Below are 24,934 nucleotides of genomic sequence, written 5' to 3'. Positions count from 1 at the left end.
GAGTTAACCATCTTTATGAAAAGAAACAAAGTTATTCTAGTGCTGCTTGCCGTCCTCTTTTCGGCAACCGCGCTCACCTTATCCGGGCAGACCAGCAAGGCAGACGACCTGCCCATTGTTTGCCTGGGCACATCACTAACAGCAGGACAAAAAAGTGGCACCGTGCAGACGCTAGCCGCATCCCTGAACGGCGATAGTTACCAGACTACTACTATCACTGGTGCTGATCTAGTCAAATATCTCAACCCTTCGGGCGCCAACTTTACCACCACTTCTGGTGTTTGGTCCAGTGCCATGATTCAAAAAACCGCTGCTGGCAGCGGAATCAATGTTCAAATTTTAAATTACCAGAGCCACAACAACATTACCACCATCACTGCCAACCAATACAAAAATGCTGCCTTAACTGCCGGCATTACTGATGCCAATATCTACGTGACCAGTGCCGTTCCGATTGATGGTTCTGGTGCTCTGGCCAGCGTTTATGCAGCATACGGTAAAACGGGCGAACACTTAAATCAAGACCAGGTTAATGCTGCTCAAGATGAAATGGGTGCTTTGAGCAAAATCACCAAGGAAAACCAGGACAAAGATGGCTATAGTGACGCCCAATTGAATAACGCAGTGGCTGGTGCCAAGCAAGACATGGGTAAAATTGGCAACAATATTTCCAATAGTCAAATCCAAACCATTGTGAATAACCAAATCAACATCAACCACCTCGGTGACGTGATTACCACTAACCAAAAACAAGAAATCGTTAACTTTATGATTGAAATCCGTGACTCCGGTGCTTTGAAAGACCACCGCTTTAAGGACCAAGCCGCCACGCTTTCTAAAAATATCGAAAAGAACGCCAAGGATATTTTTGCTAAAATCAATACTACGGAAAACCGTAACTGGTTCCAGCAAGCTTGGCACAATATTACCGACTTTTTCAGTCACCTCTTTGGTGGATCTGCAGTCATTCGCATCGGTTGATTCACATCTGATCCATAACCTCATTCAGGGCATGGTCAACATACTCGTTACCACGATTATTGGCATGACCCTTGGTCCACTCAAAGTGACTTTGTGAAAATTGCTCAAGTAGTTGATCTAATTTTTGCCAGCACTCCAGGTTTGCAATTTCGCCTGGGGTGCTTTTTTTCCAACCCCGTTTTTTCCAACCCTTAAGCCAACCCTTGGTAATCGGATTTAGCACATACTGCGAGTCAAGCACAAACAGTAAGGGTTTTTGGTTAAAACCCAATTCCAGTAATTTTTTTAGTGCTTCAATTAGGGCAGTCAACTCCATCTTATTGTTAGTTGCACCCAATTCACCATTGGCATCATGGACTGTCTGCTGCTGCCCGTGATCCTGCCATTCGATCAGGTAGGCCCAGGCCGCTTTATCCGTGGTGCGGACGTGCCCGCCCTTGTAATTCCCCGTGTTACGGGTGCCGCCATCGGTATAAGTCGTAGCAAAATAACCACCTGGCTTGCTTTTTTTAGCAGCTGGTTCGCGGCGCCCTGCCTGATCTTGACTAACTTGGTTAACTGTACGGCTCGTTTGCTGGATTTTGGCAATTGCTCGCTCTAATGCTTCTTCATCTTTTTGAAAAACTTGGTTGATTTTTCGCTGATTCCAATTCAGGTATTCAGTAGCATCGGTTACCTTGGTAAATGACTTATACTCTGCTCCAGAAAAACCCTCAACTTGCTCTTTGGCCGCTGCCCAAGTGCGATAAACACCTGGTTTACGGCCCTTTCTAACTGCATAAAATTTCATCCGTACCTCTATTCCCTAAAAAGTTCTCGTCAATGTTAAAATACAAGTAGTTTAATTTTAAGGCGGCCATTATGTTCTTCAATACCAAAAAATATAAGGAAGAAGCGGAAAAAAACCGCAAACACAATTTATCAAAAGAACCCAGCCAGTTCAATATGCTCTTTTTAGCTGCGTTAGCTACCTTTGTTCCGCTGCGGGCTTTTCTCCGTTTCCATCCTAAGAAGACAGTCACCGACCAGGCTACCATCGAGGACAAGCACGGCGACTTCGCCCAGGTCCCCATTATCTACTTCCACGGCTTCCGCGGCGGTGATTATACTACCAATGCAATGGTCAAACAGGCGCTAAAAGATAAGGGATCTACCCAGTTTCTTAAAGTAACTGCCGACTTGCTCGGCAACTTCAAGCTTGAGGGTACCTGGACCGGTGATCCTAATCCAATTGTTCAGGTCATCTTTCGCCAGCGCCTAGTCAACGTTTACACGATTGACTATTACTTAAGTTTTGTTTTACCCTTTTTGGCTAACCGGTATCACTTCAAAAACTACGCTGCAGTTGCCCATTCGCTGGCTTGCCCCTGCATTGTCCGCACGGAAATGCGCACCGCTCGCAAAGCAAACTTCCCGCGACTAACCAAGTGTGCTTTCGTTGCTGGACCCTTCAATGGCACAACTTACATGGGAGATATCCCCAACGTCAATGGCTTCAACCAAAACGGCCGTCCGACTGTAGTCTACCCGCACTACTTTTACTTGTTGCTTTACCGCAAGCGTTTCAACCCCAATATTGCCATTCTCAACATTTATGGCAATGTTTTGGATAACACTAATAGTGACAAGTTCATCTCTGTTACTTCCGCCAAAAGCATTCGCTATATTCTAGCACCTAATGCTAATTCCTACCATGAAGTAGAAATTCGGGGGCAAAAGTATGCTGAGCACAGCTGGATGCATGACAACCCATTTGTGATTAACATTATTGACGAGTTCATCGGATTATCAAAATAATCAATCTTTTTGGAGGTAAGCAGTGATCATCCTTCACGACATCATCCGCATCATTATCATCACTAACACCATTTTAGCTTTCTACATTGTCTTTCACAGGCGCCGTTCTGTTTCAACGACCTGGGCTTGGTTAATCATTCTGCTAGTTCTGCCAGTAATTGGCCTGATTCTTTACGGCTTTTTTGGACGGGGAATCTCGCAAGAAAATATTTTTGCTATTAATAAGCAACACCACATTGGCTTGCGTAACGTCCAAAAATCAATTACCAAGGCCCCAAAAAAGATCAGCACCTCTGATACCTCCAATCAAGCTAAAATGGTCGTGCATTTTTTCGATCATAACGGTGATTCGCCCTTAAGCAAAAACAACCACGTCAAGCTCTACACCGATGGGCAGCCAATGTTTCAGGATATGATGCGTGACATTAAAAACGCCCAGCAAACGGTCAACATTGAATTTTATACTTTTTATAATGACCAGATTGGCAATGAATTCCTTGACCTGTTAATTAATAAGGCTAAGGAGGGGGTTAATGTCCGTGTACTTTATGATGCTTGGGGCTCGATGGGAGCCACCAAAACTTGGTTCAATCAGCTACGTAAGGCAGGCGGTCAAGTCTTACCCTTCATCACCTCACGTAATATGATCACTAGATACCGTATCAACTACCACCTCCACCGCAAAATTGTCATCGTTGATGGCAAAACCTCGTGGACCGGCGGCTTCAACATTGGGGACCAGTATCTGAGCCGAAAAAAGAAGTTTGGCTACTGGCGCGACAGTCAGGTTAGAATTGTTGGTTCGGCCTCACTGCTCTTGCAAGAGCGTTTTGTTATGGATTGGAATGCCTCGGTCCAGAAGGAAGAGCAGATTATCACCTTTAATCAGCTACTCTTTCCTAATCTTGACGAAAACGACATTCATCCTGGTGATGTCGCAACTCAAATTGTTTCTGACGGGCCGGACCATTATAATGCCAACATGCGCAACGGCGTCATGCGGTTGATGGCCATGGCCAAGAAGCGGGTCTGGATTCAAACCCCGTATTTGATTCCTGACGACGCCATGTTTGCTACAATGCTTACTATGGCCATGTCGGGGGTCGACCTTCGCATCATGATCCCATGTAAGCCTGACCATCCTTTCATTTATCGGGCAACACAGTGGTATGCCAATGAATTGTCACGTTATGGCGTCAAGATCTATATCTACAACAAGGGCTTCATCCATGCCAAAACCATTGTGGTGGACGATAACTTTTCAACAGTCGGTTCAATGAATCAGGATTACCGCTCTTATGATCTCAACTTCGAAGATATTGCTGTTTTCTATGACCGTGACTTTACTGGCGAGGTCGCCCGCTCTTTTGAAGCAGACATGAAGGATTCAACTTTGTTAACGCCGCAAGCAATTGCCCAGCAAAGTCGCTGGCTCAAGACGCTTCAGAGCTTCTCAAGAATGCTCTCACCAATTCTCTAAAAAAGACTCCCAATGATTGGAAGTCTTTTTTACTGATGTCAATCGTGGACCTTAATCTGCGAAATGATAATTTTGCTCAACTGGATAACGAACTGTCTTAACTGCATCATTCATCTGTTTTGTGCTTTTGCCAATTGCAATTGCCATAACCGGAACATAGAGCTCTGGATCAAGGCCGAAAGTGGCAGGAACTTGATTAGCATCATAACCAGCAATTGGGTTAGTATCATAACCATGATTACGTGCTACTAACATAAACTGCATTGCCGCCAACGAACTATCAATAATGGCATCCATTGCTCGCATTTGTCTTGACCCATTCTCATAGAGCGGCAAAAAAGTACTCAATACTTCGTCCAGTTTTTCTTTAGTGATATGTCCCTCTTCATAAGTTTTGGTCCACATTTTGCGGTAAGCCTTATAAGCATCACTATAACCAAAAAGCTGTACAATAGCTGCACAGGAATCCACTTGCGGATAATTGAATTTCATCATGTATTTTTTTACCCTAGCTAAACTGGCTGCTGTATCTGCAATTTCAAAGTGCCAAGCCTGCAAATTACAGGCCGAGGGAGCAGTAATTGTCTCTTCAATCATCTGTTTAAACTCAAACCGTGGAATTTTAACTGTCCGGTCAAAATTTCGGACAGAATGACGGTTTTGAACAACATCATTAAAGTCATTATTACGCATATTTATCACACTTTCCATATTATATGCAATTTTACTTGTTTTAAAGCGTTTACTACTGGCTTTCTTTATCTAACTCCTATTGAATTTTCCCATCGTTACTTCTCTAGGTATTCGTATGAAATTACTTCGATTCTCCTATCGTTGTTGGCACATCCGAGGTTTTCTCAACAACAATCACCTGGTCTCTTAACTTGGGGTAATACAAATATGATTTTTTATTTGTAACGACCAAAATGCCGCCACGGCCCTTTTGGGGCTTTAAGACATATGCATTATCGCTTGCACGCTTATCGGTCTCATGTTTGAATTTACCATTGTTTGGGTCAGCTATTGCTCTCTTGTATGTACCCCGGTCGAATTCAGCGCCATTAAAGTAAAATATGTAATCCTGATGTTCATGTACGTTCACCGCAACATGAACATTATTGGGGGGATTGACATTATTATCAAAGTCCCCTCTAGGAGTCGGAGTAGCCGGATTTTTGCTGGCATTGATCAAGCAGAGCAGTGTAGGTACCAGTAAACATCCGAGGACGTAGGTAGTGATTTTGTAAGGTTTTTTCGCATCATCTGGCTCCGTTTATGGTGCTAGCGCATATTCTAGTAGCGGGATTTTATAGACTCTCTTTATCAGTTTGACGGCGCAGTAATACCATATTTAAAGCGGTTACAAAACTCATCTTATAGTATCTGCCGCTTTTAGTCAACTGATTTTTGCTTTAGCCCTAACTGGTCAGACTACGGACTTTTATAAAATGTCTTGGACTTCTATTTTAATATCGTGGTGAATGTGTTCTTTAATTGCTCCAATAATCTGGGTAACACCATGAGTAAAGCGGAGATAATACTGCTTGTTTTTCTGTGTCGTGAGGATGCAAATAACCATTTCTTTCTTTGGATTGGGCACTTTAATCAAAGTTACCATCATGATTTCAGTATAGGGCACGGTCCGACGAAAATACCCTGATACCACGGCCCGCTTAGGCGCAAAACCAGTAAAGCCGTCAAGTAGCCCAATCATTAGAAAAATTGCCAAAAAGACCCCTAGGCCGGGGTCACCTTTTTGAATAAATTGCCAAACAAAACCGGCCCAAATTAAAATTACCATCCAAATTACTGAAGAAGTTCGATATTGTCCTTTTAAGTCAATATTAGCCTGCCAATACCAGCTATAGCAGGTATAGCAGAGCAACACGGCATCTAAAATAAGATAAAAACTTACCATAATTTACTCCTCGTCCTTTATTTTTACTCATTATAACAGACAAGTCATTTTTAGTTGATTAGTGCGGCTGCGTTTATTTTAGACTTGCTTTTAATTAATAGTTTTGTTAAATTAATATTAAACTAAATGCAGTGAAAAAGACGAGTAGATAATCTATCTCTTGAAGTGAGCCGGCGATAGTGGGAAGGCGGCAGACCCTGGATTATTGAAAAACCCTTTTAGCAGCACACTGAAATCATTGTTAAAGTAGGTGGCGCCGTCTCCAGTACGTTATCAAGCTGGTGAAGCATGATTGTGCTTCATGAGTTGGTCCCCATAGGGGACAATTTAGGTGGTACCGCGGAAAAAAGCCTTTCGTCCTTGTTTAGTTAAGGGGCGAAGGGCTTTTTCTTTGACTCAAATCTTGGGAGGTTAACATTATGACTTTAATTTTACCGGAAGACTACCAACCAACCCTGACCATTCGGGATACGGAGGCCGCAATTGTCTTTATTCGCGAACAGTTCCAGGCCATTCTAGCTGAAAAGCTTAATCTACAACGGATGTCTGCACCACTGTTTGTTGAGCATCACACTGGCTTAAACGATAACTTAAACGGAATTGAGCGCCCGGTTGCCTTTGATGCTAAAGATATTAGGGAAGACGATCTAGAAATTGTTCATTCGCTCGCCAAGTGGAAAAGACTGGCCTTAAAAAAGTATGGTTTTGGGATTCATGAAGGGCTTTATACTAATATGAATGCCATTCGACGCGACGAGGAACTAGATAACTTCCATTCGCTTTACGTCGACCAATGGGATTGGGAAAAGGTGATCACCAAAGAAGAACGTACCACCGTGACTTTAAAGAATACGGTTGAGCAAATTTATGCTGCAATCAAGCAGATTGAAAAAGAATGTGCCGAACGCTATCCAGCCTCCACTTATCGCTTGCCGGATGAAGTCCATTTTGTCAGTACACAAGAGTTGGAAGATCGGTGGCCCGCCTTGTCTCCTGAAGAGCGTGAAAATAAGATTGCCCAAGAAGAAAAAGCGGTCTTTATTATGAAAATTGGTGATAAACTGCGCCGAAGCGGCCAACCCCACGATGGTCGCGCACCCGACTATGACGACTGGCAACTAAACGGTGACCTGTTATTTTGGTATGAACCGCTCCAGCAAAAAATGGAAATATCATCGATGGGTATTCGGGTCAGCCCGGAAAGTCTGCATGACCAACTTAAAAAGGCGAATTGCCTGGACCGCGAACAATTGACTTTCCACCACATGCTTCTAGCCGGAAAACTTCCGTATTCAATTGGCGGTGGCATCGGTCAGTCCCGGCTCTGCATGCTACTTTTGGGCAAGGCCCATATCGGCGAAGTCCAAGCCAGTGTCTGGTCAGCAGAAATGATTAAGCAGTGCCAGGACAATCATATGCAAATTTTATAAGCCAAACAGATCCACCTGTAAAAGCAGGCGGATTTTTTGGTGATAAAGATGGGGCCAATTCGGATTCTTGTAGTAGACTATCATATAAAGCAAGCAGTCTACAGAAAGGACCCAACTGATGATTAATTCTTCCCAAATCAATGAACTAGCAACTGATATTAAGCAAGCCCAGCACATTACTTTTTTGACTGGTGCAGGTGTATCTACTCACTCGGGCATCCCCGATTACCGTTCCAAAAATGGTATCTATGGTGGCGTTGCAGAGAGTCCGGAAACCATCCTGAGTGAAGAAACGCTCTATCAGCGACCGGAATTTTTCTACCGGTTTGTCATGGATAACATGTATTTCCCCACCGCCCAACCTAATATTATCCATCAAAAAATCGCGGCAATTTGCCATGATAAAGGTGACCTTATTACCCAGAATGTTGATAGCCTGGATCAGAAAGCAGGCAATCAGCACCTGACTGAATTCCATGGCAGCCTCTACAATATTTATTGTACTAAGTGTCACAACCCGGTCAGCTACGAAGCCTACGCCCAGTCTTACCGGCATGAAGCGTGCGGTGGTATTATTCGACCTGGAATTGTTCTATACGGCGAAGCTATCAACGGCGATAACCTGGCTAAGGCTGTTAATGCCATGCAACATTCCGATTTAGTCATTATTTCTGGTACTAGTTTTGTTGTTTACCCTTTCGCTCAGCTCCTCTCCTACCGGCAAAGCGGCGCCAAAGTCTGGGCCATCAACAAGACCGCGATCCCTGCTCCTGGTATCTCCGCCATTATCGGTGATGCCCTGGATGTTTTTCAGCAGCTTTAAATTACCTGTCTAATGTCACGATTCAACCTTAACTAGAAAAGAGTTATTAATGTCAATTATCAAAATGTATGCCCCCTTCTTTGATAGCAGTAACTGGCTCCACGTCCTAACGAGCGGTCAGGACTGGCTGGTTATTCTTACCCTTATCTTGATGGAATGCCTCCTGTCAGTTGATAATGCGGTTGTGCTGGCCGCTCAAACCAAGGCATTGCCAGATCAACGTCAACAAGAGAAGTCCTTATTTTATGGGCTTTGGGGTGCATATATTTTTCGTTTTGTGGTGATTGGGCTTGGCACTTACCTAATTAACTTTTGGGAGATTAAACTCGCTGGTAGTCTATACCTCTTCTACCTCGCACTTAAGTTCTACTATGACCAGCGCCACCCCCAAAAAGCCAGTCAGCCAGCTGCCGGCAAGTCAATCAAAAAGAATGCCGGCCATGGCCTTTCGCTCTTCTGGCGCACAGTCATCTCCATTGAAGCCATGGATATTGTTTTCTCAATTGACTCGGTATTGGCAGCACTCGCCGTTTCAAACAATCCGGTCATTGTGTTGATCGGTGGTATGATCGGCATTTTGTGCATGCGGGGTGTTGCTGAAGCAATTATTAAATTGATGGACCTGATCCCTGAACTACAGCCAATGGCCTACCTCCTGATTGGCATCATCGCTACCAAGTTACTAGTTTCACTGCCACCTCTTCCCTTTGAGTTACCTAACACTATCTTTGCTTTAATTGTCTTTGGCGTGTTGCTGCTCACCATCGTCTTTCACTTCTGGCGAGTTAAGCAACACGGACGTAAGTAAGTGTTAATCTACCCCACAGAGGAGTCAGTATGGATTATTCAACCTTTTTTACCAACCGATCAACTACTGAAATTACAGCTGACATCATTGGACGGCCCTTGACCTATACTGCCGGTAGCCAGACAATGGGCGGTTACATTGTCGAAGCTGAAGCCTATTTAGGTAAAGAAGACCGCGCGGCCCACTCTTATGGCGGCCACCGTAGTCTTGCCAATGAGGGCCTGTACCGCAGTGGTGGCACTATCTATCTCTATGCCCAAAGACAGTACTTCTTCTTTAACGTGGCTACCCAGGCCGGTAATGAACCACAGGGCATCCTAATTCGGGCCATTGAACCCGTTTGGGGCATTGAGCAAATGCTAGTAAATCGCCATGGCAAGGGCGGGGTGTTGCTAACCAACGGACCAGCTAAAATGATGCAGGCTTTCGGTATCCACGATCTAAGCTGGAACCTTCATTCCCTACAAGCTTCACCCTTTACCATCGAACTTGACAGTTCACACCAGCGGCCGGCCCGCCAAATTGTCCGTAGCCCGCGTATCGGGGTCAACCAGTCCGAGCGTGAATGGGCTGACAAACCGCTCCGTTTTTACGTGGCTGGTAATCCCTATGTTTCCCGCATGAAGAAACGGAACTGGCGCACTGACCATGGCTGGCAATAAATAAGTTAATGATGAAATAATAATAACAGCTTTTTTAATAAGGAAGTTGACAAGCAGGCTATTTTAGCCTATCATTTGCTACAATTAAATAATTACCAATGCAATAGAGGTCGCGGTGATTACGAACATAGCCTGAGTGAACGAACACTAGGAAGGCTACCGTAAGAATTACCGCCGAAATAAAAGTATTGTTCGTTTCAATATTTTTGTTGGGCTGCCGGAGAAGATCTTGCAGACTGTCCTAGTTAGTAGCTAGGGAGCGCTATCTGTTTGTCTAACTAAATTAGATTTTCACTCCTCGTTGTTTTGAAGCACAACGAGGTTTTTATTTACGCTTTTTATTGTATTGGCTTTATTTGAAAAATATTTTCGGAGGTTTTCAAAATGAAGTCAAGATACAAGTGGATGTCGATCTTCATCGCATTACTAGTTAGTTTAGCCCTCGGGGCCAATTTTAATCAGGTATACGCCAAAAAGGACAATGGTGTCTTAAAAGTTGCAATGGAGGCTAACTATCAGCCCTACAACTGGACTCAGACCAATGATGCCAACGGCGCACTTCCGATTGAGGGTTCGCATACCTATGCCAATGGTTATGACGTCATGATCGCAAAAATTATTGGTCAAAAACTGCACCAAAAAGTGGTAGTAGTCAAAACTGAGTGGGATGGTCTCTTACCCGCTTTAACCAGTGGCAAGGCCGACCTGATTATTGCCGGCATGAGTCCAACTACTGAGCGTGAAAAGGCCATTAACTTTTCTAAACCATACCGCCACGGCACATTTGTCGTTATCACCAAAATTAACAGCAAATATGCTAACGCTAAGACCCTTAATGACTTTAAGGGCGCAAAAATAACGGCGCAACAGGGCACTTCGCACTATGCGATGATTAATCAGCTGCGCGGAGCCAAAAAACAAACTGCCATGCGTGACTTTGCGGCAATGCGGCAAAGCTTAATTTCGGGTACAATCGACGGCTACTTAGCAGAAGATACAGAAGCAACCTCTTTCAAGCTGGTTGATCCTGATATCAAAGCGATTCCAATCAGCAAAATGCCGGGCTTCCACGTAACCAAAGAAGAATCCGTTACTTCGATTGGAATTGCCAAGCCAAACAAGGACCTCTTAAAAAAGGTCAATAATGCCTTGGCAACTATTCCTGAAGCCGAACGTACTAAGCTCATGACCAATGCTATTAAAGTGCAGCCCAAAACTGACAATGGCAAAAAAGGCAACCAAGAGAACTGGCTAGTTTCAATGTGGAAGCAGTATGGCGGGATGCTACTAAGCGGGATTGGTATGACCCTGCTACTCGCCTTTGTTGGTACCATCGCGGGCTTTTTCATCGGTCTCGTTGTCGGCATTATTAGAACTATTCCAACTCCTGCAACCTTAGGAAAAAAATGGTTGCTGAAAGTTATCAATTGGTTACTTTCAATCTATATTGAAGTCTTCCGCGGTACCCCAATGATGGTCCAAGCAGCCGTAATCTACTACGGTATTGCCCAGTTCTGGCACATTAACATTGACCGGACGGCCGCTGCCCTAATCATTGTTTCCATTAACACTGGCGCATACTTAGCCGAAATAATTCGTGGCGGAATTTTGTCCACGCCTGAAGGTCAATTTGAAGCGGCTAGCGCCTTAGGTATGACCCACAATCAGCGGATGTGGCACATTATCCTCCCGCAGGCAATCAAAAACTGTCTGCCATCCATTACCAATGAGTTTATCGTCAACATTAAAGATACTTCTGTTTTGAGCATCATTTCCGTCTCTGAATTGTTCTTTGTCGGAACTACTGTGGCCAGCCAGACCTTCAAGTTCTTCCCAACTTACCTGACTATTTCCGCTATCTACTTAATCCTGACCTTTACCATCACGCGGATCTTCAATTTGATTGAACGGCGGCTCGCAGGCAACAAGAATTACAACTTAATGGCCAATCAAGTACAAGTGGGCTCGACTAGCAAACAAGGAGGAAACAAGTAATGACTGAAACAAATGAAGCTATTTTAAGCTTAAAGCAGATTCAAAAGTCTTTTGGTGATCACCAGGTTCTGCGCGACATCTCCCTTGACATCAACAAAGGTGAGATTGCCACGATTATTGGACCGTCCGGTGGTGGTAAGTCAACCACCTTGCGCTGCATCAACTTACTGGAAGAGCCAACCGCTGGTGAAGTTATCTTTCACGGCCAAAACGTCTTGGATCCGAGCTACAACCGCAACATCTACCGGGCCAAGGTCGGCATGGTCTTCCAGCAGTTCGACCTATTCGAAAACAAGAACGTTCTCGCCAACTGCATGGTCGGCCAGGAACTGGTCTTGAAGCGGTCTAAGGAAGAAGCCCGCGAAGTTGCCCTCAAAAACCTGACCAAAGTCGGTATGGAAGAATACATCAATGCGCGGCCAAATCAACTTTCAGGCGGTCAGCAGCAGCGGGTAGCGATTGCCCGGGCCATCTGCATGGATCCGGAGATCCTGCTCTTCGACGAGCCCACCAGTGCCCTTGACCCCGAGATGGTGGGTGAAGTCCTGAGTGTTATGCAAAACCTGGCGACAACCGGCTTAACCATGATTATCGTCACCCATGAGATGGCCTTTGCCCGCGACATTTCTGACCAAATTTTCTTCATTAGCGGCGGCATCATTGCCGAACAGGGAAATCCTGACCAGCTCTTCAACCACCCGCAAAATGAACTGACCGAAAAATTTCTTAGCAATTTCCAAAACAGTTAAATACAAAAGGGCAGACTGAGTTGTTAACAGTCTGCCCTTTTGCTATCTGAGTTAAAATTCACAAACAATTATTTATTGCCAAATTGAGCCTTGTGGCTCTAAGTATTAAACCTACTTCGTTTAAACTGTATTATGTTAAGTTCGATTGGTCTACTCGTTTTCCCAAGAAACTTCATAAATTCTATTAGCGATTGTGCCCCATGTCTTTACTTTTTTACCATTCTTTACTTTGTTATAGTAGCCATGGTAGGCTACAGTCAAGTATAAATGGTTTTCACCAATAACTTGAACACTTTCAAATTCAGTTGGATAACCATTGTAATCAACACTAGCATCTCTGCTTAAGTCTATATCAGTCCAATCAGACTTATCAGTTGCGCCCCATGGAATTTTGTAAATATGGCGTTTTTCTGATTGACCTCCTTTATCAGGTGAGTACTCACTAGAAATATAAATATTTACCTGCTTGTTATTATATTTATCTACTGTTTCATCAATGTCGTAACCTTGAATAGAACCAATTTTCACCTCACCAGGTTTTATAGTTTTTGATACATTTTGTGTCATATTAGAAATTTTGAATGGTGGAAAATCTGAAACGGGTGTTAAGTTAGCGATACTGTATGCACTTTTACCAGTTAAAGCGTTGTTAACATCATCTAGATAGTACAATGAGAAATAGCCGTTACCGTCTAAATCAATTGTTGCAATTAAGAAATATGTGTAATTAGGTGAAACTGCTGCTTCTGCACGTCTAAGTTCGATTTCCTGGTTACCGGCACTACTCAAATGGGATAGTCTTGGAAAATCAGTGTTTGTATAATGAGTTGTAGTATCAGGTGGGATTGTAACCCGTGCAATTTGTGTAGCCCAGTTATAGCCATCATTAGCTGTATTGACTCCTTTAGTACCAATAAACCATTGGCCTTTTTTCCCAGCGTACTCCCAAGTTTGGCTATGTCCGCCTGCCAAACTTTTCATATTTAATATTGCATTGCCATAGGTAATTGGAGTAGAAGGAGTGGAAGTTGGTGTAGCACGGAGAACAGAATTAAGTTCATTTTTATCTGTATCTTTGTGTAACTGCATGGCATAAATGTAGCCTGAACCGACATGTCCTTTTTGAACTACATTTTGGTATACTCCTGTAGCTCCACCAGTTTTTAAGTTTGCTTTCAATGAAATATTGAGATTTTTAAAAACGTTCATAATTTTTCCTTTCGATATTAAAAAATAATTTTGAAACAAGTTAATTTGATCTCGAGATCATAATTAATTTAGCACATATTTTCTAAATAAGCAAACCTATGTTCTAAAATTATAATTATGTAAATAAAAAAATGACAAATCTCGGTTGTTTATAACGTTGATTTGTCAGTTTTTTATTTCAATATTAGAATTTAATTTGTAACCTTAAAATATTTATTTTTCACTATAGATGACTGGCATTGTACCGCCTGTAATTGGTAGACCTATTCCCGCATTTAATAAATTTTGCTGTGCTTCATATAGCAGCCAAGTAGTTTGCTTAACTTCACTTATACTTGCTGTAAGTGATTCATTGACATCTTTAGCTTTGTTAAGGTAATCATTATAAGTTGAAGCATAAATATTATAATCTGTATTTTGATAATTGATTGAAGTTTTAACTGTATTTTCTTGGTTAATTAGGTCTTGTAGGGCCTGTTTATCCTTTTTACTAGCTGTTTTAGCGTCTAGCCGAGCCTCTTCAGCTGTGTTAATTGGAATTTGTTGAGGACCTGATAAGTATTTAGTATCTGAAACCTTAATATAACGAAGTCCGTTTAAAGCAGCGCTTTCTGAATTTATAGAAGCTGTAAGAGAGTTGTCCATTAAGCGATAAAATAATTCGGCTTTTTGATCTTGTGCTACCCAAATATAAAGCTCTTCGATTACAGGAACATACTCATTTTTATTAAAGCCACTAATTTGATTGGTAGAATTGGGGTTGAGGATACCAGCAATACTATAAGCGCTACTATTATTAATAAAGCTGACATATGTGTTTGTCGTTCGTGTTGCCAATCTCTGTTTTGGTTTACTTTTAACTAGTCTAGAAGCAAAACTTGCATCAGCTGTATTTGATATATGGTAATAATTTTGTTTTTGATTGCCACCGTAGTCAGAGTAAACGTAGTCAACCTTAAAAGTTTTGCCATTTTTCAAAATTACTTTACTGTTACCAGTTCCAGTGGTAATTGGGTTCACCGTTGGTCCCATATTCGTAATGGTTACAGTTGCTTCAGAGGTATACAACGGCTTGCCAGCAATTTGGCTGACATTGCCAGCTTTAATGTAGCCACCAGCACCAATGCCATAGTAATATTGTCCCTTTATTTGCTTATAAGGGAGCCAGGACTGGTTATAGTTATCATCATCGAGTAAGAAGAAGCGTTTGCTATCGCGCTCGGTCGGTTCGATTGTGCCAGTAAATTTAACGGTAGCGCCTTTTTTAAGGTGGGTCTTCCATGTGCTGCCGCGATAAGTACGCAGGCGTTTACCCTTCTTGTTGAAAACATAGGCACCATGGGCTAATTTTAATTTATTAGTTGAAGTGGCAGCAGTAACTGTGTTACTGGTGGTGGTTGCTAATGGAATAGCTGTACCGAGAGCCAGGGTACCAGCAACTGCTCCTAGGATGAGTTTTTTACTAATTTTCATAATAATACCTCGAACATAAAATTAATCTCTCACGCTAATTATAGTACATTGGAGCAACCTAAACTTGAAGACAATACCATTTTTATATTAGCGCCATAACTTACTGCTTTTTACTTGATAGAAGATTTATTTATGCTCATTATTTAGAAATTTTGTAATATCGCAGTTGAATTTAGATGCTTCTTCCCACTGTGGAAAGTGACCAGAATTTTCAAACCACATAATTCTACATGGACTGGTAATTTTTTCGGCATATTCTGAAACAAGTTTAGATGTGACATGAAAATCATTGCGACCTTCACAAAACAGTATGGGTACCTCATAATTTAACTTGTTTTCAAAGTTAATGTTCATTAAATCTTTCCAAAAAAACTGAATCGACTGTTTAGAACCTTGCAAACGATGGATCAAATCTGTCAATGAATAATCTTTCGAAAAAATAAATGGTAGTATTAATTTTCGATAATTCTTAGCACCATATATTGATCCTCCATTAGATACAATTTTTTTAGTCAAGGTCACACTAGCATATTCCGGATTCCTATCAAAATCTAAACGGCTGATTTTGTGATTTACTTTATTTTGACTTGTCAAAAAATCTTTCTGAGCTTCAATAGTTTTCTTCATATTAATAACTTGACCAATTCCAATATATTGCGATATGAGTTCTGGATGAGCCTGAATGAACAACATACCAAGGACTGAGCCCCAAGAATGTCCCATGACAACTAATTTCCTTTGATTTAAGCGTTTTAATAAGTAAAGCACAAACTCATAAATATCATCTAAAATCACTTTCATAGTCAAGTCTTCTGTTTCTGAAAATCTGTAGTATGAAAGCCCGCTACCCCTTTGTTCAAGATTAACAAAAGTAAAAGTGTTTTCTAGTTCAGCATTAAATTTTTTTGTTAGTGGAATACAAGAATCGCCAGGACCACCATGTAAATATAATATAATTGGTTTATTTTTCTGATTTTTACTAATCGAAAAATAAAGCTCAGTATTGTTGATCTGAACATTTTCTATAACAGAGGTACTCATTTAATCTCTATCTCTTTCTTAAAATAAATTTGACTCTAACTACTTCTCATACAACTCATTCCGGATGCTTCTCGTGCCACTGCTTGATCTGTTCCAGCCGCGCCTTAAAGCGGTCCTCGTGCCCCTGACTGGTTGGCAGATAGTATTCGTGTCCCTCCAGGCTAGTCGGCATCGTCTTCATCGTCGTTAACTTGTCTTTAGTAGCGTGCGCCAGCTGGTAGTCCTTGCCGTAGCCCAAGCCCTTCATCAGCTTGGTCGGGGCGTTGCGAATCTGCAGCGGCACCGGCTCGTCGATGGTTTCCTTCACGTCCTTGGCAGCGGCCAGGCGGGCCTTATAAATGGCATTGGACTTGGGTGCAAGAGCCAAGTAAGTCACGGCTTCAACCAGGTGGACGTCACACTCGGGCATCCCTATAAACTGGCAGGCCTGAAAAACGTTGATGGCCACGTTGAGCGCGTTCGTGTCGGCCAGACCTCGTCCTCGCTGGCAAAGCGCACTAGGCGACGGGCAATGTAGAGCGGGTCTTCCCCACCTTCAAGCATCCGCGACAGCCAGTAGATGGCCGCGTTGGCGTCGCTGTTGCGCATCGACTTATGGAGCGCCGAGATGATGTTGTAATGCTCTTCGCCGTTCTTGTCATAGAGAACAGACTTTTGCGTAATCAGCTGACCCAAGCTATCCATGGTGATGATCACCCGGTCGCCCTGTTTGTCGCCGTTCAACACCGCCATCTCCAACGTGTTGAGTGCGGTGCGGGCATCACCGTTAGCAAACCGGGCAATCGCCTTAACTTCCCGGTCACTGATTGCAAGGTGCAACTTACCAAAACCCTGGGGGTTATGCAGCGCATTCTGGAGCAATTGGACGATATCCGCAACTGCGAGCGGCTTTAGCACAAAGACCTTGCAGCGCGAAAGCAGGGCCGAATTGACCTCAAAGGATGGGTTCTCCGTGGTTGCACCAATCAGGGTAATCGTGCCCCGCTCAACGTAGGGCAGAAAGACGTCTTGCTGAGCCTTGTTGAAGCGGTGAATTTCATCAATGAAGACCAGCGTCTTCTCACCCAAGTCGTGCGCGGCTTCAGCCTCCTTCATAATCTTGCGAATCTTGGTAATGCTGCTGTCAACGGCGCTGAAACGGTAAAAAGCAGACTGCGACTGTCGCGCAATGATTTCGGCCAGTGTGGTCTTGCCTACGCCCGGAGGACCCCAGAAGATCATCGAGGTTACCTGGTCGTGGTCAATTAAATCCCGCAAAATTTTACCCGGCCCCAGTAATTGCTTCTGGCCCACAAATTGATCCAGCGTGCGCGGTCGCACACGGCTGGCTAGCGGCGTATTTTCACCGTTCCCTGCAAACAATGATTCTTGTTTCATTAATGACATCTTCTTTGCTAGTCCATAAACAATCTTTTCTTTATTATACAAGCACAGAAGGATAAAGCATATTAAAGTTGCCGGCGGCCAGCTGCGGGGTGTTCCTGAACATCTCCGTTGAGTCGATTAAGTTTGGCGTGTGCCAGCCCCGCAGGTTGGCCTTGACCAGGCTGGTGCAGTTCTTGAACATCTCGCTAGTCCCGGTCAGCTTGCGCGTGTTCCAGCCGTGCAGGTCGACTTGCATCAGGTTTGGGTCATTTCTAAACATGCGGTCAGCCTCAGTCAGGCTATTGGTCTTAAAGTTGCTCAGGTCCACCTTAACCAGGCTCGGGTCGTTTTCAAATAGGCTGTACATCATCTTCACCATGCTCGTGTCCCAGCTCTTCAGGTTGACGCTGGTCAGCACGGCATCATCGGCAAACGCGCCGGTCATGAACCGCAGCTTGCCCGTCTTGAAGGTATGCAGGTCCAGCATCTTGACCCGCTTCAGGCCGGAAAACATGTACGCTATGCTATCAACGTTGCGCGTGTCGAAGTTCTTTACGTCCAAGCTGGTAAGGCTAGCGCACTTGCTAAACATGAAGCCCATGTCTGTGACCTTGCCGGTCTTAAAATGGCTCACGTCTAGGTCGGTTAACTTGGCATCCTCCGCAAACATAGACACCATGTTGGTCACGTTGCGCGTGTCCAGACCCCGCAGGTCCAGGCGCTCTATCTTACCCATACCGGCAAACATGTGATTCATAATGGTCACCTTCTTGGTGGAGAAGCTGGCGATATTCAAGTCCGTCAAACCTGAATCATACAGAAACATGCTGTCCATGTTGGTCACGTTGCTAGTATCAAAATTGTGCAGATCCAGGCTAGTCAGGTTGCCCATCCGGCTGAACATGTTAGACATGTTTGTTACCCTGCTAGTATCAAAGGAACTGACATCCAGCTTTGAGGCTGCGGCTCCCTGGAACATGCCGGCCGTCGTGGTCACCTTGTCCGTCTTGAAGCCGGCTACGTCAAGCGTCTGGGTCGCGTTATTCATGAACATGTTGGACATGTCGGTGACGTTGCTAGTATCGAAGTGCGTCAGGTCCAGCTGCGGGGTCTTGGTGCCAGCAAACATGCCGGCCATATTCGTCACTTTGCGCGTGTCAAAGTTGGCCAAGGCCAGGCTTTTAATTGCAGTCTGAGAAAACATTTTAGACATATCTGTCGCGTTGTGCGTGTCGAAGTTGCTGGTGTCAACGCTGGTCAGAAACTCGTCCTTCTCAAACAGGCTAGCCATGTTGGTCGTGGCGCTGGTATCAACCTGGTCCATACCCCTGATGTCCTGCAGGTATTCGAAATTAGCAAACTTGCCCTGCGCGTTCACGGGCAGCTTGATTGGACCGTTGATTACGATGTGGTTAACGTTGTAGTGCCAGGGTAATTCCTGGGCAAGCGGCGTGCTGGACAGCTGGCTGCCCGAACTGCCGCTAATGGTCAGCGTCCGCGTGACCAGATCGTAGTTCCAGTCGCAGTCACCGTCTTTGCCCGTCCACAAACCTGAGTTAGAATTGTCGGTCTGAGTTACTGGTGCTATAGTGTCGGCAGTCGTTTTAACCGCTACTAGACTAGTGATAAGCAGGGCGCTTAAGGAAGCTGCGGCCAAACTAAGGACACCTTTGTTAAGTCTAAGGCCAAATTGGACCTTCTTTTTATTCTTCATTATTATCACCTTTTCTCCTTGCTTCAATTATAGACCCTTTAACGAGTAAAACAGATTACATTCTAAATTTCTTATTTTCTTGCTCTACTTTAGGATTAATACTAGTTAATCTTCAGCACCAAGCGTACTATAAATTTAGTAGTTGCGGTTTAATTATCCGCCATTAATGGCAAGTCTTCTCCCAAATGAAATTGACGGCAACTTAAAAGAATTGTTTAATAATAATCATAAATGATGTTAGAGGAAAATAAATGAAAAAAGCAACTTTAACCATTATCGCTCTTCTTACTGCAATTTCTGTAACTGCATGTACAAATACTAACGATAAAACCAAGAATACCAAGACAGTCATCACCAGGAAAAAGACGGTAGTCAGAGGTCATGAATCAATCGGCGGATCGAAAACGGGCATTTCTTTTAAGAAGTATGAGGCAATCCGGATCGATCAGCGGCACCCGGCCAAGTTAAAGGATGTAATAACTCTACTGGGGAAACCTACTCCTGGACAAAGTGCTACATACGGGGACTTCTCTACTATGAAGTGGACTAAGGTCCAGCACACTACTAACGGACTAATTTCCGTCACGGCGGATAAAAAGGGAAATGTTGTAAGCAAGCAGTTTAACAATCTGGCGGTCAAAAGGCCGACCAAATTAACCACGACAGACTACAAGAAGATCAAAAAAGGTCAGACCAAAAAGGAAGTTTATCGCATTTTAGGTCGACCTGATGGCTATAGTACGGACTTGCCTGATACTGCTATTGGTGAGCACTCTAATGAAATTATTTCTTACGCTATCGGCGTAGCACACAAGGAGCCAAATTCCGGAAAGTTGACAATGATTATAATTCATATCTCAGATGGCAAAGTTAGTGGCAAGCACCAAGATAGTTTAGGCAACAAATAACTAAAAGCAGGCACTGATCATTTTAAGGTGATTGTGCCTGCTTCTTTAATTACTTATTTTTAGCTTACAATACTTTAAACAATGTCTTCTCGTTTACTTATTTGGCTCAGCCGCCAGCCCGTCATAAAATGCTGCTCGCGCACGTTCCGCAGCGCATTATAGTCGCTGGTCAAGCTGTCAATGGCATCTTGCAGCTTTTTGTTCTGTCTACGCAGCTGGTTCAATTCAGGGTCGGTAACGACACCCTTCAGGTGCATCTGCGCCGCTAATGCACGCCGCCTCTGCTCAAACTCACCCTTTAGCGTTGCCAATGCATTCTCATACCTAACTAGTTTACGGTTGGCCTGCGGAATTTGCTTATTTAATTCAACGAATAATTCGTAGGGCATGTTGGACTTGATCCGGTTGCACTCAGAACAGGACAGAATAAGGTTGTCCAGGTCGTTGTTGCGGGACAACGAGACCGGGTTCTTGTGGTCGACGCTGCGACCGCGCCGGCCGCAATATTGGCAACGGTAGTTATACTTGACGCGAATTCGCTCACGATCAATGTAATCAACCTCGTTCAGCTTAAAGTCAACCTTCAGACCCAGTTTTTGCAAATTTTCTGCAAAAGTCAGATCAAGCTGAGGAACAAAGTCAATTTGCCCCTTTTCGCTGTCAATCACGGCTTGGTTAAAGTCTTGCCGGGCCAACTGCTGCCGGGCTAGGCTGTTGCCGTCATAGTCCTGGATGAAGGCCTCGTAGCGTTTACGCGCTTCTTTTGCGGCAACTAGGAACGCATTTGCGACGTCTTCACCGCTCTTGCCGATAAAGCTATAGAGTAGACACTGGGCGAACACACTGACAGTTTCGTTAGCAAAGTCCTCCGGGTTCTCCCCGCGCTGGATACACAAATCACAGATACTAGTCAGTCGGGGATTAACCTGGCCCGCCTGCTTAAAATGACCTGAATTCATACGCAAGCCACAGCTACTACATTGAAATTTCACTTTTAGACTTCTCCTTTAGGGGGCAAATAGCCAGCCGTTGACCTCATTCTACCCAAAATGCGGCAATAAAAAAAGTGGATTATCATCGTAACCCACTTTTTATTGATTAATCACAAACTACTTGTTTTCGTCTGCTTTAGCCTTGTTCAAAAAAGCAACAACTGCTGCTACGTGAGCAACGCGTCTTTTACCATTTCTCTTGTTCTTAGGTCTTTGGCCCGGTTCACAACCGGTGTTGTAATTTTCACCTTTACGCATAGTACTATACTTCCTTTCAGATTTTCGAAAATCTTTTTTAGTTTACCACGGAAGGCCTGTTCAAGCAAGGTTTGACCCAACAATTGCGCCTTAATTTAGGCTCAATTAATGCTTGATCGTTACCGCATTATCAATAATGCCACTATCATCGGCAAGGGTGAGGACGGTGTTTTTTTCGTCAACCACTAAATTATCTTCCAAAAACTGAAGCTCGGCTGCACTGGTGTAAAGATTGAGACCAGCGTTGTTAGCAACCTTAACTGCAAAGTCAGGGTCTCTTTGGGACAAAACCACAAACTGAAAATTTGCACCAATCGTACAGCTACCGCCAAGATCAGAATACTTATTAGAACCATCATTTAAGGCCAAGATAATCACTTGGCCCGTCTTAGCTACACTATTAATCTTCTCAGCCGCGGCTGCTTTAATCTTCATCTGGATTGTTTTAGTATCACTCATGCACAAAACTCCTTAATTTCTTACTATCTGCTCTAACTATAGGTCACTCTAGTCATACCGTCAAAAAAGTTGTTTACCTTTCTTAGTAATCTAGGATAATAGTTTTTTATTGCACACAATCAAAAAAAAGCTCAAAATAAGCGTAGTGTTTACGATGATTGGATCTTGTGAAAGGGGACACTTGATGACCGTCTTAAAAAAGATTTTTAGCGATAAAATCCTACAAATTACTGTACTAGTAACGATTATCAGCCTTTTTTTTGCTCGACCGCGGCTTGGGGATATTAACCTACATACCATCTTCTCCGTTGCCGCGATGCTAATCATCATCCAAATTTATGCTTATCTGCACGTTCTCGATGTCCTAGCCTACAAATTGACTAGTATTGCCGACAATATGCGCAAACTAAATATTTTGTTTACCTTGCTAGCCATCATTTCCGGGATGTTTTTAGGCAACGACATTACTGCCCTCACCCTGATTCCCCTATACCTTAACATTGCTAAAAAGTGTGACTTGCCGCAAATCTTGCCCGTTACTTTAATTGGCATGGGGGCTAACATTGGTGCTGCCTTTACGCCCTGGGGCAATCCTCACAACATTTTCTTAGTGAGTAAGTACTCCGTTGGGGCCCTTGAATTTTTTTCCTGGTCACTACCATACTTGTTGTCTGCACTAGTCATCACTTTTATCATTTTCCACTTTATCCCGCGCACCCAGATTCCCATGCAGGACGTTAAGCAAATTAGCATCAGTATTAGACCAACCGTTATCACCACCATCGTCTTTGCCCTCTTCTTTTTGGGTGTCTTCAAAGTCATCAACGTCGCCATCCCCATGGTAATCGCCATTTTCTTGGCCGTCTTAATCAATCCCCGCATTCTTTTAAAGATCGACTATGCCCTCTTGTTGACCTTTACCTGCTTCTTTATTTTTATTAGTGATATTCAGCAAATCCCCCTCATTGTCACGGTTATCGACACTATGATCAATTCGGAGAATTCAACCTACTTCACTTCCATTCTTTCTAGCCAGATTATTAGCAACGTGCCCGCTACTATTTTAGTTGGTAAGTTCACCCCATACGCTCAAGCCCTGTTTTTGGGAACCAACATTGGCGGCTTTGGTTCGCCCATCGGTTCGATGGCTAATATGCTGGTGCTCAAGACTTTTAACCAGAACGGTACGGTTTCACGACTCGAATTTTTCAAAAAGTGGTCAATCATGCAATTCACCGGGTTACTTATTTTAACTGTTGTGGGCTGGTTATTATTACTCATCTAGGAGTGACTATTTTATTAAGTTTTATTTGCAAAAGCCATACGAAACTTGTTTTTATATCAAAATTAAGCATAATCAGTTATAATTAATTAATATCATTTAGGAGGAAAATAATGAATTTAACTTGGATAATTATTATCGTTATCGTTGTTCTATTAGTTGCGCTCTACATTACAATCTACAACAGCTTACAAAAGGCTAAAGTATACACAGATGAGTCCTGGAGCCAAATCGATGTGCAGTTAAAGCGGCGCAACGACCTAATTCCTAACTTGGTTGAAACCACCAAGGGCTATGCCAAACACGAAAAGGAAACCCTGGAAAACGTGGTTCAATTACGTAACCAGTTGACCCATATACCTAGCGGCGACCGGGCTGAGACTATGAAAGTTTCAAACCAACTTTCCGATTCCTTGAAGACAATCTTTGCCCTCTCAGAAAATTACCCTGACCTGAAGGCCAACCAAAACTTCTCCGAGTTACAGGAAGAATTGACCAATACTGAAAATAAGATTTCTTATGCTAGACAGCTTTACAACTCATCTGCAGCTTTGTACGATCAAAAGCTGTTAACTTTCCCTTCCAACATCATTGCTAAAATTCATGGTTTCATGAAGGTTGACTACCTGCAAACCAGTGAAGCAGAAAAGGAAGTACCTAAAGTTAAGTTTTAAGTATCAGGTGCTTTATGTTATTTCAACAAATTGCTCGTAATAAGCGCAAAACGGTCGGCATCATGACCGTCTTTGCCGTCATTTTGGCGCTGGCTGGTGCAGGTTTAGGCTATCTCTTCGGCAATCGACCTTGGTTAGGCTTAGGTATTGCACTAGTGCTCAGTGTTATCTATATGTTACTTGTTTTGCCCAATCCGGCTAACTTGGTCATGAGCCTAAATCATGCCCAAGAAATCAGCGAACAGGACAATCCAACCTTGTGGCACGTCGTTGAAGATATGGCGATGGTGGGCCGGGTGCCCATGCCACGCGTTTTTATCATTGCTGATCAAAGTCCTAACGCCTTTGCAACAGGACGTGATCCCGACCATGCTGCGATTGCTGTCACCCAAGGCCTGCTCGATTTGATGAATCGCGAGGAACTGGAGGGCGTCCTAGGCCACGAGATTTCTCACATTCGTAATTATGACATCCTAGTTTCTACTGTGGCAGCTGTTTTAGTTGGGGTCATTTCCTATCTCTCAGGCCTGGCTAGCCACTTCATCTGGTGGGCTGATGACGACAATGACAGCGATAGTGACAGCACCTTCGTGGTCGTCTTTAAAGTCGTTGCCATTATCTTTGTTTTGATCTTGGGACCGATTTGTGCCAGCCTGGCTCAGATGGCTCTGTCGCGCAATCGAGAGTATCTAGCTGATGCTTCAGCAGTAGAATTAACGCGTAACCCGCAGGGTCTGATTTCAGCCCTCGAAAAAATTTCAGGTACTGGGCCAATGAAAAAGGCCGATGCCAGCAGCGCTGGACTGTATATTGAAGATCCCCTGCGCAAAAAGAATGGCCTCAGCCATTTGTTTGACAGTCATCCCCCGACCGCAGATCGCATCAAACGGCTAGAAAAAATGTAATTATTATTCAA

At 43.6% G+C, this 24,934-nt stretch carries 23 protein-coding genes, 1 pseudogene and 1 other annotated feature; of the genes and pseudogenes, 13 read left to right on the top strand and 11 right to left on the bottom strand.

The genetic code is table 11. The features are described from left to right. The first annotated feature begins 15 nt into the window (after nt 1-15). Complete coding sequence (locus tag R8389_RS00670) at nt 16-981, top strand: DUF1002 domain-containing protein (protein ID WP_317637592.1); 966 nt, start codon at nt 16-18, stop codon at nt 979-981. A gap of 1 nt (nt 982) precedes the next feature. On the opposite strand, the gene R8389_RS00665 is transcribed toward R8389_RS00670, so the two are convergent. Then, nucleotides 983-1,771: a ribonuclease H family protein gene (locus R8389_RS00665; protein WP_317637591.1), complete on the bottom strand. Its 789-nt coding sequence runs from the start codon at nt 1,769-1,771 to the stop codon at nt 983-985. Between the two features lie 71 nt (nt 1,772-1,842). On the opposite strand from R8389_RS00665, the gene R8389_RS00660 reads away from it, so the two are divergent. Together R8389_RS00660 and cls are read left to right on the top strand one after the other, a co-directional pair. Further along, nucleotides 1,843-2,778 carry an alpha/beta hydrolase gene (locus tag R8389_RS00660; protein WP_317637590.1) on the top strand — a complete coding sequence of 312 codons (936 nt, stop codon included), beginning with the start codon at nt 1,843-1,845 and terminating at the stop codon, nt 2,776-2,778. 22 nt (nt 2,779-2,800) lie between these two features. Then, on the top strand, nt 2,801-4,258 hold the full coding sequence (gene cls / locus R8389_RS00655; RefSeq protein ID WP_317637589.1) for a cardiolipin synthase: 1,458 nt from the start codon (nt 2,801-2,803) through the stop codon (nt 4,256-4,258). Nucleotides 4,259-4,309: 51 nt separating this feature from the next. Here the strand turns inward: cls and R8389_RS00650 are convergent, their stop codons facing one another. After that, on the bottom strand, nt 4,310-4,951 hold the full coding sequence (locus R8389_RS00650) for a nitroreductase family protein (RefSeq protein WP_425604638.1): 642 nt from the start codon (nt 4,949-4,951) through the stop codon (nt 4,310-4,312). Between the two features lie 748 nt (nt 4,952-5,699). Further along, nucleotides 5,700-6,176 carry a hypothetical protein gene (locus R8389_RS00645; protein WP_317637587.1) on the bottom strand — a complete coding sequence of 159 codons (477 nt, stop codon included), beginning with the start codon at nt 6,174-6,176 and terminating at the stop codon, nt 5,700-5,702. Between the two features lie 122 nt (nt 6,177-6,298). Further along, nucleotides 6,299-6,541, top strand: a binding site (T-box leader). A 54-nt stretch (nt 6,542-6,595) separates the two neighbouring features. Between R8389_RS00645 and asnA the strand changes: the two genes are divergently transcribed. The 6 genes from asnA (at nt 6,596) to R8389_RS00615 (ending at nt 12,643) form a co-directional block, all read left to right on the top strand. Then, the gene (gene asnA / locus R8389_RS00640; protein ID WP_317637586.1) at nt 6,596-7,606 is read left to right on the top strand and encodes an aspartate--ammonia ligase; all 1,011 of its coding nucleotides are present in this window, start codon (nt 6,596-6,598) and stop codon (nt 7,604-7,606) included. Nucleotides 7,607-7,724: 118 nt separating this feature from the next. Further along, complete coding sequence (locus R8389_RS00635) at nt 7,725-8,429, top strand: NAD-dependent protein deacylase (RefSeq protein WP_317637585.1); 705 nt, start codon at nt 7,725-7,727, stop codon at nt 8,427-8,429. 49 nt (nt 8,430-8,478) lie between these two features. Beyond that, nucleotides 8,479-9,237: a TerC family protein gene (locus R8389_RS00630; protein ID WP_317637584.1), complete on the top strand. Its 759-nt coding sequence runs from the start codon at nt 8,479-8,481 to the stop codon at nt 9,235-9,237. A gap of 29 nt (nt 9,238-9,266) precedes the next feature. Beyond that, nucleotides 9,267-9,899: a DNA-3-methyladenine glycosylase gene (locus tag R8389_RS00625; RefSeq protein ID WP_317637583.1), complete on the top strand. Its 633-nt coding sequence runs from the start codon at nt 9,267-9,269 to the stop codon at nt 9,897-9,899. A 384-nt stretch (nt 9,900-10,283) separates the two neighbouring features. Further along, nucleotides 10,284-11,894 (top strand): ABC transporter substrate-binding protein/permease, encoded by a 1,611-nt coding sequence (locus R8389_RS00620; RefSeq protein WP_317637582.1) that lies wholly within the window; start codon nt 10,284-10,286, stop codon nt 11,892-11,894. Next, complete coding sequence (locus R8389_RS00615) at nt 11,894-12,643, top strand: amino acid ABC transporter ATP-binding protein (RefSeq protein ID WP_317637581.1); 750 nt, start codon at nt 11,894-11,896, stop codon at nt 12,641-12,643. The genes R8389_RS00620 and R8389_RS00615 overlap by 1 nt, the downstream gene beginning before the upstream one ends. Nucleotides 12,644-12,793: 150 nt before the next feature. On the opposite strand, the gene R8389_RS00610 is transcribed toward R8389_RS00615, so the two are convergent. The 5 genes and pseudogenes from R8389_RS00610 to R8389_RS00590 form a co-directional block, all read right to left on the bottom strand. Continuing rightward, on the bottom strand, nt 12,794-13,852 hold the full coding sequence (locus tag R8389_RS00610) for a helveticin J family class III bacteriocin (protein ID WP_317637580.1): 1,059 nt from the start codon (nt 13,850-13,852) through the stop codon (nt 12,794-12,796). A 213-nt stretch (nt 13,853-14,065) separates the two neighbouring features. After that, entirely contained in the window at nt 14,066-15,325 is a 1,260-nt protein-coding gene (locus R8389_RS00605) for an SLAP domain-containing protein (protein WP_317637579.1), read from the bottom strand. Between the two features lie 126 nt (nt 15,326-15,451). Beyond that, entirely contained in the window at nt 15,452-16,366 is a 915-nt protein-coding gene (locus R8389_RS00600) for an alpha/beta fold hydrolase (RefSeq protein ID WP_317637578.1), read from the bottom strand. 55 nt (nt 16,367-16,421) lie between these two features. Continuing rightward, a pseudogene (locus R8389_RS00595) lies at nt 16,422-17,743 on the bottom strand (replication-associated recombination protein A). A gap of 43 nt (nt 17,744-17,786) precedes the next feature. Continuing rightward, on the bottom strand, nt 17,787-19,472 hold the full coding sequence (locus R8389_RS00590; protein WP_317637577.1) for a BspA family leucine-rich repeat surface protein: 1,686 nt from the start codon (nt 19,470-19,472) through the stop codon (nt 17,787-17,789). Nucleotides 19,473-19,696: 224 nt separating this feature from the next. On the opposite strand from R8389_RS00590, the gene R8389_RS00585 reads away from it, so the two are divergent. Continuing rightward, nucleotides 19,697-20,353, top strand: a complete 657-nt coding sequence (locus R8389_RS00585) for a DUF3862 domain-containing protein (RefSeq protein WP_317637576.1) — start codon at nt 19,697-19,699, stop codon at nt 20,351-20,353. Between the two features lie 74 nt (nt 20,354-20,427). Here the strand turns inward: R8389_RS00585 and R8389_RS00580 are convergent, their stop codons facing one another. The 3 genes from R8389_RS00580 to R8389_RS00570 form a co-directional block, all read right to left on the bottom strand. Continuing rightward, on the bottom strand, nt 20,428-21,345 hold the full coding sequence (locus R8389_RS00580; protein ID WP_317637575.1) for an HNH endonuclease: 918 nt from the start codon (nt 21,343-21,345) through the stop codon (nt 20,428-20,430). A gap of 117 nt (nt 21,346-21,462) precedes the next feature. Further along, a complete protein-coding gene (locus tag R8389_RS00575; RefSeq protein ID WP_317637574.1) occupies nt 21,463-21,603 on the bottom strand; it encodes a hypothetical protein in 141 nt (46 codons plus the stop codon). 105 nt (nt 21,604-21,708) lie between these two features. Beyond that, nucleotides 21,709-22,062 (bottom strand): iron-sulfur cluster biosynthesis family protein, encoded by a 354-nt coding sequence (locus tag R8389_RS00570; protein ID WP_317637573.1) that lies wholly within the window; start codon nt 22,060-22,062, stop codon nt 21,709-21,711. A 184-nt stretch (nt 22,063-22,246) separates the two neighbouring features. Between R8389_RS00570 and R8389_RS00565 the strand changes: the two genes are divergently transcribed. The 3 genes from R8389_RS00565 (at nt 22,247) to htpX (ending at nt 24,923) form a co-directional block, all read left to right on the top strand. After that, complete coding sequence (locus R8389_RS00565; RefSeq protein ID WP_317637572.1) at nt 22,247-23,347, top strand: SLC13 family permease; 1,101 nt, start codon at nt 22,247-22,249, stop codon at nt 23,345-23,347. A 110-nt stretch (nt 23,348-23,457) separates the two neighbouring features. Further along, nucleotides 23,458-24,018: a LemA family protein gene (locus R8389_RS00560; RefSeq protein WP_317637571.1), complete on the top strand. Its 561-nt coding sequence runs from the start codon at nt 23,458-23,460 to the stop codon at nt 24,016-24,018. 14 nt (nt 24,019-24,032) lie between these two features. Continuing rightward, on the top strand, nt 24,033-24,923 hold the full coding sequence (gene htpX, locus R8389_RS00555) for a zinc metalloprotease HtpX (RefSeq protein ID WP_317637570.1): 891 nt from the start codon (nt 24,033-24,035) through the stop codon (nt 24,921-24,923). Nucleotides 24,924-24,934: the final 11 nt, after the last annotated feature.

The sequence above is a fragment of the Lactobacillus xylocopicola genome (assembly GCF_033096005.1).
GTDB lineage: Bacteria > Bacillota > Bacilli > Lactobacillales > Lactobacillaceae > Lactobacillus > Lactobacillus xylocopicola.
This window is presented reverse-complemented; position numbering and strand designations above follow the sequence as displayed.